The sequence below is a fragment of the Rhodococcus sp. ZPP genome (assembly GCF_017656075.1).
Taxonomy (GTDB): Bacteria; Actinomycetota; Actinomycetes; order Mycobacteriales; family Mycobacteriaceae; genus Rhodococcus_F; species Rhodococcus_F oxybenzonivorans.
The window spans coordinates 123,335-135,032 of sequence record NZ_CP058639.1 but is presented as its reverse complement, the minus strand read 5'-3'; the positions used below and the strand labels follow the sequence as shown (position 1 = coordinate 135,032).

Genomic DNA, 11,698 nt, shown 5'->3' with positions numbered 1-11,698 from the left:
GGTTTCGTGTCACTCGGGACAGCATTGGATGCGCGCCAGGCCAGAGAGGTCGAGGTCAGCTACGTGTAGGACGAAGGGGGGTCCTGTCGCGACAGCGGTCGCTGCCGTGGATCCGCATGAAGTGGTTCCGTCCGATCAGTCCCAGCAAGGGTGCGTGAAACTGCGATGCCGTCGGTGAAGTTCAGTTGCCGCCGGGATCCTCGGGGCGGAACCTGAGTCGGGCGGCGAGGATGTCCTGGGCGATGACCGTGATCCTGCGGTGTTGCGCGAACGCCATCGCCCGCAGTCGGGCGAGGGCAGCGGCAGGAGAGACCCGAAGCTGGACGGCCATCATTCCGGCGGCCACGTGCACTGTGCCGCGCGGAAACAGGGCGGGATCGACCAGCGTCGGGTTGCGCGTGGGATCGAGTTCATCGACCACCATCGGGCCGAGGGCAGCGGCGTAGCCGGCCGCGGCCCGATAGTGCTGGGCGTCGAGCCGGCCGGGCTGGGTGCGATAGAGCTCGAGGACACCGATGCGGGCACCGTTGAACAAACGGAGTGGAAAGGCGAAGACGGCGCGAACGCCGAGGTCGAGTATCTCGGGGACGAACATCGGCCACCGTGTCACTGCGGCGGGATCCGTCAGATCGGAGTGTGATTCGGGCACCGAGGAGCGATACGCGGTAAGGCCGGGGCCCTCACCCAGGGTGAACTCGAGTTCATCGATCCGTTCGGCGGTGATGTCGGTGGCGTACACCAGGTCCCGACTGGTGTCGCTGGCTACTACCGCGACGGCCGCGCCGTCGACACCGATGTCGTCCGAGCATTGCCCGCACAGGGTACGAGTGCGGGTGAGCACGGACACCGTGTGATCGTCGTCGAGACGAGCGGGGTTCTGTTCGGCGCTCATTTCCCACACTTTCCCCGGCAGCGCGACCGCAAACAGCGACCGCAAACAGCACGCGGCTCACGCCACGAACCTCCGTAGAGGTACACCCGCTGCCTCGGCCGGCGACACCCGGCGGGGACACCTCGCAATCCTTCCGCTACTGATGCGCTAGAAATAAGCGTGAATTCCGAGCAGGTGGTCGGTGGTGGTGAGCCGCAGCGGGTGGGTAGTTTCCGGTTCCTTCTCGCCGGCCAGCGGTGGGAGTGGTCCGACACCGTCGCCCGCATGCACGGGTACCGGCCGGGTGAGGTCGAGCCGACCACCGAGTTGTTGCTCTCGCACAAGCATCCCGAGGACCATCCGCAGGTCGCCCGGGTTCTCGATCGGATGGTCACCGACGCCGAACCGTTCAGCAGCAAACACCGCATTGTCGATACCGCCGGCAAGGTCCGGCACGTCGTCGTCGTCGGTGACCGTGTGCACGATGACACCGGCCGGGTGATCGGCACGAGCGGGTTCTACATCGATATCACCGATTCGCACACCAGCGATGTGAAGGACTCCGTCGATGAAGTGGTCGCCGAACTCGCGCAGTCACGGGCGGTGATCGAGCAGGCCAAGGGGGCGCTGATGCTGGTTTACGGCATTTCCGCGGATCGGGCGTTCGATATCCTCGCCTGGCGCTCTCAGGACACCAACATCCGGCTGCGCACGATCGCCGAATCGTTCGTCGCCGGTCTTGCCGACCTCGACCCTGACGAGGGCGGGCTCCGCCGCCGGGTCGATCACCTGCTGCTGACCGTGCACAGCCGCGGCCGCTGACCTCTCCCCGCGGCCGTGCCGGTGACCACACGGTGGTGGAAGTGGCCGCTGCGGCCGAGGCTCATGGGTGTGGTCCGCTCGCGCGGACTTTCCGGCGGAACATGCTGTCAGCCTTCGAGATGCGGTTACTCGAGGTGAGCGTTCGCAACTCCGGGTCGCGAAGTATTCATGTGGCTCACACGATGCCCCGGCCCCGAGGCCGGGCCATCAGCATGGTAGAAGGTCAGAGGCGACTCGTCGGGTCGGTCCCGACGCTGGTGCGCACGGTCGACTCGTTTCGACGTTCGAGTCCGACGAGACCGAGTAGGCCCGCGAGGCGTAGCAGCCCACCCGGACCGTGTCGGGCGCGGCCGAGATGGGGATTACGTTCTTCAGATGGGCCCGGCATTCCGGAGTGCCGGTCGCGTTCAGGCCACGTCGGTTCAGCCATTGCCTGGCCGCCTTCCGCATCGCGTCCACGTACTGTCCCTCGCCGAATCCACTGAGCACACGCCACCTTCACTGAGTCCGCAACCGGGACATCGGCTCCGCAACCGCAACCGCAGCCGGTGCCGCAGGCAGCAGGTGCCCTTCTCCGACACCACCTGGCTCGGCGGCCACGGCCGCCATGGCACTGTGCCCCAACGGCGTCCGGGCGATAGCGGCGACCGGAAGGTGCGTCCGTTCTGCTGGCACGACCTGCGCGACGCCGCCGTAATCGGGGCGGACGATGGCCACCTCCCACGTCCGGGACCAAAGCTAGAGGCGCGGATGAGTGTGCGGGTGTGTGACACCGTCGATCACGACCAGATCCGCCGGGGGATCCCACTGCACCAGGGCGCCGGGTCTCGGACATGGCGGCGGCCGGGGCGGCGGAGGTTATGCTCGTCGGCGTCCTCGGTGCCCGCTCGGGTCACTATTTCGAACACATTTTGTGGGAGGAATGGTTCGCCCGGTTCGACGCATCGCCTGTGTTTCCGCTGCCCGGACGATCCGGGTGCGTGTCGTCTCACCTTTTTCGTGGAGCGACCGCCGACCGTCCATATGGTCAGTCTGAGCCCGTAACCCACCTCCCGAACCCTTGTCCCGTGCGTGGTGCTGCGGGGTGGTGTGCGCTCGGGTCGCTGCGTCGGAGAGTGTGAACCGGCGCACCCCCCGTGTCGGGTGCCGACAGTCTCAGTGGATGCCGCTGTCGGGGGTGCGGTTAGAAGTCCTCGTCGATGCAGGCCAGTCGGTCACCGGCCATGCCGGCTTGCCCGGGGCCGGTCTGGGTGTGCTGGTCGTGGACCACCACGGACTTGGCTTCGCCGGGACGGAACTCCCAGTTCACCGTCGTCGAGGCCTGGGCGTTGCCGCTCGGGTCGGTGGTGATGTCGAGCCAGATCTCGTTCTGCGGGTTGGCATACGCGGGATCGGACGATGATGCTTGCGGGGTGGCGGCGGGGTCGACGGTGTTCTGGTAGTGCGGTCCCGAATCGGCCGGGGAGGGCCCGCACGGCTGGGTGTGGACGTGGACCCCGAAGTCGCGATTGGGGGCGAGGCCGGTGGCGTCGAGTGTGATGGTGGTGCGGCTGTTGTCCTCGTCGGAGTCGATATTCACGGTCGATCCCACCGGGACGGCGGCTTCGTTGTAGGTGAAGGCGTTGTCTTCGGCGAGGGCGGTTCCGGGTGGCTGGAAGGCGCCTCCGGACGTGTCGGGGACCGGCAGCATGTCGGTGCTCGTTTCCGAGGATGCGGGCGGTGTTTGTACGGCGGGTTCCTCCGTCGAATCGTTACTCCCGCATCCGGCGACGATCAGGGCGGTCAGGGACACGCCTGCGAGGACTGTGGTGCTGTGCAGCGGATGCATAGGGTCGCAGTACCCGTGACCGGGGATTTCGAATCGCGGGTTTCCGCCCTGTCGAGCTGGCGGGGCTGTGCCTGGTACTTCCAGTACTGTCGTCTGGTTCGTACCGACGAAGAACGCGAGAAGTGGATCTTCTGTGGCAGGCACCGGTCGTGGTGGAGCTGTTCGACGACATCGACGGCACGCGAGCATCAGCGACGCGGTCGACGGGGTCGACGGGGTCGACGGGGTCGAGTCTGTGATCGATCGGAAGAAGGAGCACGCGAAAGAGCTCCGCGAGACCTTCGAGTCACTACATCGCCTACTCCACCCGGGTGGGGCCGTAAATACCGAGCGGGGGCACAAGCTCTCCTCCCGCGGCCGCATCCCCGCCGTTGGAATACCAGCGGAGGGTCCGCTGTGGGATGAGCCCGACGGGGGCGCATACCCCGGGTACCACAGCAGAACAGTCGCCGAGCGACCACGTGCCACCGAACCGGCCATGCCCGCGGTGATGCTGCCCTCGGACCCGGGCGGGAATCGCCGCGATCTTCCGGCGCAGCTGGCCGAGTTCCTCCGCAGACCCGACGACCCGTGGTTGGCGGCGATCACCGTGGAGGGCACCGACGCGCGGGCATTGACAGCTCGAACCCGACATGATCGTCACCGCCGACACCATCAGCGAAACGCCCTCGCCGTACCTGCCGATGCCCCTGCCGCGACGGGCGATCCGGACGCCCTAACACCCCAGGTCAGATGTGGTGTGCGATCCCGTGAGCGGGATCCCCTGTCGGACAGGAACGTCCGACATCACACACCGGATCCATCGCGTGACGAGTGTTTCCGCTGGGGTTTCGTCGACTGCGGGGTGTGGTCGTCGAGCTCGAGTGCGACCGCGCGGGCGAGGGCGTCCTCGGCGGGGAGCGCGGCCTGCTCGGCGGGCGAGAGATCGTAGCGGGAGACGGCGATCGGCTGGGTGGTGCCGGCCAGTGCGTACCGGACGACGGACTCGTTCTTGTCCGCGACCAGCAGCATCCCGACCGTGGGCTGGTGCTGTGGCCGCCGTAGCCGGTCCTCGACGAGGGCGACGTAGAAGCCGAGCTGGCCGACGTCGCGTGGATCGAATCTCGTGGTCTGAGTTCGATGACCACGTACCGGAGTTGCTCGACGTGAAAGAAAAGTAGGTCGAGAAAATAATCATCGCCCTCGACATCGAAGTGGACCTGACGGCCCACGAACGCGAACCCGGGGCCGAGCTCGCGAAGGGTATCGATGATGCGTTCGACGAGCCGATCCTCGAGCTGTCGCTCGGCGGCGTCCCCGTCGATGGCGAGGAACTCGAGCGTGAACGGATCCTTGGTGATCTGCTGAGCGAGCTCGGAATCGGTGCGCTCGAGAGCGTGCGGGAAGTTGGACGGGGCGGCACCTTCCCGCTGGTGCAGTTGGGTCTGGATCTGGTGCGCCAGCACGGGGCGACTCCAACCATGGGCGATGTCCTTGGCGCTGTACCAGGCGCGTAACTCGGCGTCATCGAGCTTCTCGAGCAACTCGATGACATGACCCCAGGGCAATTGGCCAACGGGTCGTTGACCGATTGCCTCGTGGTCGGGCCACGCCTCGGCGAACCTGCGCATGTACTTGAGGTTGGCCGGTGAGAACCCCTTCGCTCCGGGAATCTCTGTGCGCAGATCCGCGGAGAGCCGGGAGAGGACCTTGCTGCCCCATGGGGCTGTCTTCTGTCGCTCGATGATCGTCGCCCCGATCTGCCAATAGAGCCGGAGCAGTTCGGTGTTCCCTCGGCGTTGGGCGATGTAGCGCGCCTCATGCACGAGCCGTTTGATGCTCTCGAGCGTGGCGGCGTAGTCGGTAGGGACGGGGGAGGACATTGCTCGACGCCATTGGAACCGGCTGGTCGAAGGTGCAGCCGTTAGAGGAGAAAGCGCTTTACCGGGCTTGTCGAACAGCGAGATCGACTGGCTGCCGTAGTTGGTGACCCAGACGTTGGCGTCGATGGCGGTGTCGAACCCGGGTCCGTCGAACCCGCGTGCAGTGTGGAATCGATTCTCTAGATCCTGCGATAGTTCTTAGATTCAGGTTCCTGGAAACACTGCCTGGCACGACCATGCCGGGCAGTTATTCTCGACCCCGCCGCTATCGGACCGGGTGCTAGCACTGTTCGCACAATGCGCGGCTTCGGCATGGAAAGGTAGGGGCCCCACCGCGTCACTGGCGGTACAACTTCGGCGAGGCCCCTGCCATGCCACCAGCTTCGGGGGAGGTGGCAGAATCAACATATACCAATCGTTGCGCTGCATGTAAGTAAAATCTTCTAGACAGGAAAATATCTCTTGTAAATAGAATCGTTTATGTATATTCTTTGGCGAAGTGGTTCGCAGTCGGACGCGCCGGGTGCGGCGAACTATCACGGAGGGCAATTACTGATGAGTTTCCGAGAAAGCGTGTCCTGTGCTGCTGGTGTGATGCGGCTTGGTATTGATGCAGGCATCGCCTTGATAGCGATAGCGGTGGCGGTCCCCGTCGCATTCGCCATAGGCGAGGGAAGCGCAATGCGGCGGACGGTGCGCGGCGGCCACTATCCCACCGGTCCAGTGACTGACGATCTTGGAACGATCTTGACACACAGGTGAAGTGGTGCGGAGGCGTCACGCCGTCGGCCGCCTGGTAACACCGACCCGTAGGAAGTTGAGATGGATGCGCCAAAAGCGAGAAGGCGGTGTGTACTGCGTTGACGCGGGCTGTCCCAGTGTGGTCCTGCGCCAGTTCCGTGAGGCGGCGCCCAGTGCGATCGTCGCGGACTACGGCGAAGTGGCGGCCACCAAGGAAGGCGTGCACCGTTGGGCTCCAGTGCCTCGGTCGGCGGTCCCACGAGATGACGAGCGTGTGGCTCTGCCGACACCCGAGAACTTCACCGTCGAGCGTGGTGCACCCGTGCGTACCGGAATCTAGCCCGAAAATGACTGAACACGTGAGAGCGGTCGATCTGCGAGTGGTTTCTGTTGATCGAAGCGATGAGGAGGCATACTTCGATGGACGTACCAGCCTTGTCCTCCGAGGAACGCGCGGAGGCGTGGGCGAAGGCCGCCGCGATCCGGAAGGCACGCAGTAATCTTCTCGCAGCAGTTCAGGCCGGTGAGCTCACGGTTTCCGACGTACTTGAGCAGGCGGAAACCAGTGCGATCGTGAGTAAGACCAGGGTGAGCGTGGTGATGAAGGCACTTCCGGGCGCCCATGCGATGTGGGCCACTCGGATCCTCGAGCAGCTGTCGATAGCCGACGCGCAGCGGATAGGCGGCCTCAGCGCGAAGCAGCGGCATGCCTTGCGGGGGATCACCACCCGCCGTTTCCCGAAGTACCTCCTCGGGAATGATCGGCCTTCGGCGGGCTTTGCGCTCAACTGCTCGACCATCGGGGCGGCAATTTCGGAATTTCTAGAAGGGCTGTCGCCGGCGCATAATGCGAACTCCGCTGATGACGAGGGTTCGGTACTCGACTGCCTGTGGACCGATGAGCACCACATCAAAGTGGTCAACGTTGTCGTAAGAAGCAGGGCCACGTCTCCGGCAGAGATGGAACGCATCCGAGCGGGCAAGGTCTACACGGGCGACTACCCCAGGTACAAGATCGTCGACACGGACCGCCTGCGGGCGGCGAACGCCGTGGGAGCCATGATGGTCGATCCAGACCCTGTTGGAAAGCATGAGGTCTCTGAGATGCAGGACATCATTATTCGGACGCCACAGTTGCAGGTCGAGGGGCTGTCGTGGAAAGCGCCGATAACCATCGAAATTGGGACCCGGGTGGCTGAACTCATCGCAAGTGACAACTGAACCTCACGAAGGCCGCCACTGAACTGCACTAGTCCGTCGCTACTCAAAATTAACCCTACGAACAGCACGGTTGCTGTGGTTGTACCTGGAGCCTGCTTTAGTTTAGCGACCATTTCGAAGGAAGGGCGCATCGATTCTGAAGGGAGGCCCCGCTACGGGTGGACTCGATTTCTGGCACTTTCCCGACGGCCAGTTGGGGCATCGCCCACTGTCAATAACGCGAAACTGCTCCTGAACCCGCGCGGCACCGTCGCTTCGTCCTCTGGGCTTGCCATGACCCTCCTCAGCCGTGCGTTGGCCGCTCCGCGGCAACTCTCCGGCCTGAGCCTGAACGATCTGACCATCGTCACCGCCACCGAAGACGGTCGACAAGACAATGGCGTGTTTGTGAGGCGATCACCCAGTGGGAGGGTCATGTTTCATGAAGCTTCCTCAATGAGTGCGTGGGCTATCGCCCGCAACCGCTCGCGGGCGCTATGGTCGGGGGTGAAGACATTTGTTGCCCCGACAAACCATGCCCCATCGGCCAATAAGCGTGCTGCCGTCAGCCTCGCACGTTGGTCGGCAGACAATTCGTCCGGCAGATGAACCCAAGGCGCGATCTGCTCGGACCACCGTGCCGATAGCGGCTCACATAGCCGCGGGTCACTGAGCATTACGATGTCTGTGCGATCGAAATTCCTTGTCAAGGCGAAATCGACGTACGCGTGGATGCGCTGGGGAGGCGAGGCTTCTTCGATCCGTCCGTGCAGATGGGACATCAATTGTTTCTCCCACTGCAGGGCAACGTAATCGACAAGCCCCAACATTAGTGCTTCCTTGGTGGGAAAGTAGTACATCAACCCGGGCTTCGATATCCCGACTTCACGCGCCGTCGATTCGAGCGCAACGCTGCTTCCGCGCCGTAATCGGTGCAGGGCGCCATCGAGTATCCGAGTACGTGTTTCGGAAGCCATTCGGTGGTTCCACCATTCGAAAGGTAGGCGGACAAAGTCGTTCACTGCTGTGGCGACACTGCAAACGGAGCGCACTTGAACAGCGGGTAGCGGGACCCTGCACAGCACTGCTGAGGACCCCAAAGGTTCTCCCACCCCGCTTCGGTCGGTGGTAGCCACAGGTCGTCCCAGTAGGGGTCTTCCATTCAGGAGGAGGCGGCCGTAGGTGATATCGCGGTGACAACGGACGCATCGGTCAGCGCTTGGATGCGGTCGGCGGAATAGCCGAGTTCCTCGAGGATCGGGAAGGTATCTTCGCCGAGCTGTGGGGCATGTCGGTTGAATACCACCGGGGTCCGCGACATCGCAAATGGTGTGCGGGTGGCGTAGTACTCGCCTTCGGAGGGGTGCTCGCGCCTGGTGATCAGCTCTTGGCTGAGGACATAGGGATCCTCGTGCGCGTTCGAAAGGTCGAGCAGACCCGAGGCCGGGATGCCGAGCGATTCGCACTGCGCCAGCCACTCCATGGTGGTGCGCCGAGGTGTTATTTCTCCTATTGCCGAGAGTAATTCGCCCATATGTCGGTGGCGGTCGTTTACGGTCGCGTAGCGGGGGTTATGAACCATGTCGTTGCGGCTGGCTAGGGTGAAGAAGTCGTTCCAGTTCTTCGCCGAGTACGGCATGATGCAGATCCAGCCGTCGGCCGTCCGGTGAGGGGCTCGTTCCGGCGTGAGCACGCGCGCCCATCCGAAGTTCCCTTCGGCGGGGGCGAAGGTGTGCCCACCGAAGTGCTCGACGAGGTTGAAGCCGATCATCGCGTCGACCATCGGTACGTCGACCTCCTGGCCGAGGCCGGTACGGGTCTTCTCCATCGCGGCGGTGAGAATGGCGATGACGATGTAGAGACCGACGACCTTGTCCGCGATGACGTAGGGGGCATAACGCGGTTCGCCGTCAATGAGTTCGGAGAGCTTAGCGGCACCGGAGGCGGCCTGAACAATATCGTCGTAGGCGGGGTAATCCCGGTAATCGGTTCCGGAGCCGTACGCCTGGGCGGTGCACAGAACCAGACCAGAATTGATCTGTGCCAGGCGCTCGTAGGTTAAGCCGAGCTTGACGCGGGAGCGCGGCCGCAGGTTGGTGACCAGCACATCCGCGTCACGGACCAGGTCGTCGAGGATCTGCTGGCCGTCCTCTGAGGCGAGGTCTAGCGCGATGCTGCGCTTATTTCGCTGCAAATTCATTGTCAACGCACTCATCCCCGCGTGGCGCTGAGCCCCGACGCTTCGACTCATGTCCCCCTCGAGGTTCTCCACCTTGATGACGTCCGCCCCCAGATCTGCCAATGTGGCGGTGGCGAACGGGCCCATGATCACCGTCGTCAGGTCAATGATGCGCAGACCGTCGAGAGCGCCTGGTGTGAGCTGCATTGAGTCCTCTTCTCGCTGTGACTACGGGTGGCGCAGTGCAAACGATTATGCCCGTATAGCTATTGGCTACGCAATAGAGTGAAGGATTACGTATATAGGTAGTTTCTCGGATACGGTTGCAGCCGCGTTGGTGTGCAGCACGAATGGGGTGTGTTCGCGGAGTGGGCAGGAAAAGGCACGCTGACCTCGTCCTGATCGAGAGCCGTAGGGATCGATCGATGACCTCGGAATGCTGTCACCGAAGACATCGCCTGGTTCAACTATCGCCGAGTCTACGGCCAGATCAGGATGGTCCCGCCCGTCGAAAGCCGCACAGTCCTAATATCATTCAACAATGCCACCAGATTCACACAATAGAGAGCGGGTCGTCGAGAGTCGCTGCTGAAGCCGGGGTGCAACAAATTCCGGTTGTAGGTTCGGTGGTACTTGTAGTGATGGAGCCCGGACTGGTAGATGACCGAGCGGGCCTCGGCGGGCAGACACGTCTGGACGTATGCCCACTCGGCGGCCGGTGTCCGGCTGATTCGCTCTGCCTTCCCGTGGGTCTGCGGACGTTCCGGGGCCGTGTAGCGGTGCTTGAGGTCGGACCGAGCGCGGCTGGAAGCAGTGGGGTGATATCAAGAACGTTGTCAGCCAACATCGCCCGCACTCAATACCGTTCTCGGCGAAGAACCGGCGGGCTTTTCCCTCAATGCGGTGACCGTCGACTTGCGTTCGTAGAGTGGTCGTCTGGGCACGCTAATCGGGAATGGTCGTCGACCACATGATGGTGGAAGGCGTAACCGCGGCTCTTCCTCCTATTGTGAGCAATGCCGTTCGCAACTTCGTAGGACTACAACGAGTTGACCAGATAGCCGCCGGCAGAACGAGTTCTGGATGCGGTCCTTAATTGCTCCGCGGTGGCCTCGAGAAGTTCGTTCCACGACACCTCGAACTTGTCGACTCCCTCGTTCTCGAGGACGAGGAAGACGTCGGTCAGGTCGACGCCGACGGCGGCGATCTTGTCGAAGACCTCCTGCGACTGGCTGCGGTGCCGGACACCGTGTCACCGGTGATGTCACCGTGGTCGGCGACGGCGTCGAGCGTCTTCTCGGGCATGGTGTTCACCGTGTTCGGTGCCACCAGCTCGGTGACGTACAGGGTGTCGGAGTAGTCGGGGTTCTTGACACCCGTCGACGCCCACAGCGGACGCTGGGGCCGCGCGCCGTCGCCCAGGAGCCCCTGGAACCGCGGCTGGACCTCGAACACCTGCTGGTAGGCCGCGTACGCCAGTCGTGCGTTGGCGAGCGCCGCCTTGCCGCGGAGTTCGAGTGCCTCCGGCGTACCGATCGCCTCGAGTCGCTTGTCGATCTCGGTGTCGACGCGGGAGACGAAGAACGACGCGACCGAGTGGATGCGGGAAAGGTCGTGTCCTGCTGCCTTGGCCGCCTCGAGCCCGTCGAGGTAGGCGCCCATGACGAGTTCGTACCGCTCGACCGAGAAGATCAGGGTGACGTTGACGCTGATGCCTTCGCCGATGACCTTCGCGATGGCGGGGATGCCGGCCTCGGTGGCCGGGATCTTGATGAACACGTTGGGCCGGTCGACGATCTTCCACAGCTCCACCGCCTGCGCGACGGTCTTGTCGGCGTCGTGTGCCAGCCGGGGATCCACCTCGATGGAGACCCGGCCGTCGACTCCGTGGCTCGCCTCGTACTGCGGGGCGAGGATGTCGCAGGCGGCGCGCACGTCGTCGGTGGTGACCGTGCGGATGGTGGCTTCGACGTCGGCGCCGCGCTCGGCCAGCTCGTTGACCTGCGCGTCGTAGATGTGGCCCTTGCTCAGCGCGGCCTGGAAGATGGACGGGTTGGTGGTGACGCCGACGACACTCTTGGTGGCGACGAGTTCGGCCAGGTTGCCGGACTCGATGCGGTCACGTGAGAGGTCGTCCAGCCACACGGAGACCCCGGCCTCGGAGAGCTTCTGAAGATTCGGATTCTGAGTCATGA

Annotated in this window: 10 protein-coding genes and 3 pseudogenes; 4 read left to right on the top strand and 9 right to left on the bottom strand. The window is 63.7% G+C overall.

Translation table 11 applies throughout. The annotated features are described in order from the left end of the window. Positions 1-181: 181 nt before the first annotated feature. The gene (locus HYG77_RS31875; RefSeq protein WP_208963663.1) at positions 182-892 is read right to left on the bottom strand and encodes a GAF domain-containing protein; all 711 of its coding nucleotides are present in this window, start codon (positions 890-892) and stop codon (positions 182-184) included. 159 nt (positions 893-1,051) lie between these two features. Between HYG77_RS31875 and HYG77_RS31870 the strand changes: the two genes are divergently transcribed. After that, positions 1,052-1,693, top strand: coding sequence for a PAS and ANTAR domain-containing protein (locus HYG77_RS31870; protein WP_201453688.1), 642 nt, complete (start codon positions 1,052-1,054; stop codon positions 1,691-1,693). A 498-nt stretch (positions 1,694-2,191) separates the two neighbouring features. On the opposite strand, the gene HYG77_RS31865 is transcribed toward HYG77_RS31870, so the two are convergent. Then, positions 2,192-2,410: a hypothetical protein gene (locus tag HYG77_RS31865; protein ID WP_208963662.1), complete on the bottom strand. Its 219-nt coding sequence runs from the start codon at positions 2,408-2,410 to the stop codon at positions 2,192-2,194. Positions 2,411-2,876: 466 nt separating this feature from the next. After that, a complete protein-coding gene (locus tag HYG77_RS31860) occupies positions 2,877-3,521 on the bottom strand; it encodes a superoxide dismutase family protein (RefSeq protein ID WP_159928067.1) in 645 nt (214 codons plus the stop codon). 122 nt (positions 3,522-3,643) lie between these two features. Between HYG77_RS31860 and HYG77_RS40060 the strand changes: the two genes are divergently transcribed. Continuing rightward, positions 3,644-3,760 (top strand): Lsr2 family protein, encoded by a 117-nt coding sequence (locus HYG77_RS40060; RefSeq protein ID WP_244461437.1) that lies wholly within the window; start codon positions 3,644-3,646, stop codon positions 3,758-3,760. Between the two features lie 59 nt (positions 3,761-3,819). Here HYG77_RS40060 and HYG77_RS40055 read toward each other — a convergent pair whose 3' ends face one another. Both HYG77_RS40055 and HYG77_RS31850 read right to left on the bottom strand, forming a co-directional pair. Then, positions 3,820-4,164, bottom strand: a complete 345-nt coding sequence (locus HYG77_RS40055) for a hypothetical protein (protein WP_244461436.1) — start codon at positions 4,162-4,164, stop codon at positions 3,820-3,822. 143 nt (positions 4,165-4,307) lie between these two features. Then, positions 4,308-5,383: pseudogene (locus HYG77_RS31850) on the bottom strand (PDDEXK nuclease domain-containing protein). A gap of 826 nt (positions 5,384-6,209) precedes the next feature. On the opposite strand from HYG77_RS31850, the gene HYG77_RS31845 reads away from it, so the two are divergent. Next, complete coding sequence (locus HYG77_RS31845; protein WP_201453687.1) at positions 6,210-6,464, top strand: hypothetical protein; 255 nt, start codon at positions 6,210-6,212, stop codon at positions 6,462-6,464. An 80-nt stretch (positions 6,465-6,544) separates the two neighbouring features. Then, on the top strand, positions 6,545-7,345 hold the full coding sequence (mihF, locus tag HYG77_RS41020) for an integration host factor, actinobacterial type (RefSeq protein ID WP_348273596.1): 801 nt from the start codon (positions 6,545-6,547) through the stop codon (positions 7,343-7,345). 419 nt (positions 7,346-7,764) lie between these two features. Here mihF and HYG77_RS31835 read toward each other — a convergent pair whose 3' ends face one another. The 4 genes and pseudogenes from HYG77_RS31835 to tal form a co-directional block, all read right to left on the bottom strand. Beyond that, entirely contained in the window at positions 7,765-8,301 is a 537-nt protein-coding gene (locus tag HYG77_RS31835; protein ID WP_208963661.1) for a TetR family transcriptional regulator, read from the bottom strand. Positions 8,302-8,486: 185 nt separating this feature from the next. After that, on the bottom strand, positions 8,487-9,710 hold the full coding sequence (locus HYG77_RS31830) for a CoA transferase (protein ID WP_208963660.1): 1,224 nt from the start codon (positions 9,708-9,710) through the stop codon (positions 8,487-8,489). Between the two features lie 485 nt (positions 9,711-10,195). Then, positions 10,196-10,294, bottom strand: a pseudogene (locus HYG77_RS40050) (IS481 family transposase); the annotation flags it as partial. Between the two features lie 248 nt (positions 10,295-10,542). Next, positions 10,543-11,696: pseudogene (gene tal / locus HYG77_RS31825) on the bottom strand (transaldolase). Positions 11,697-11,698 lie beyond the last annotated feature (2 nt).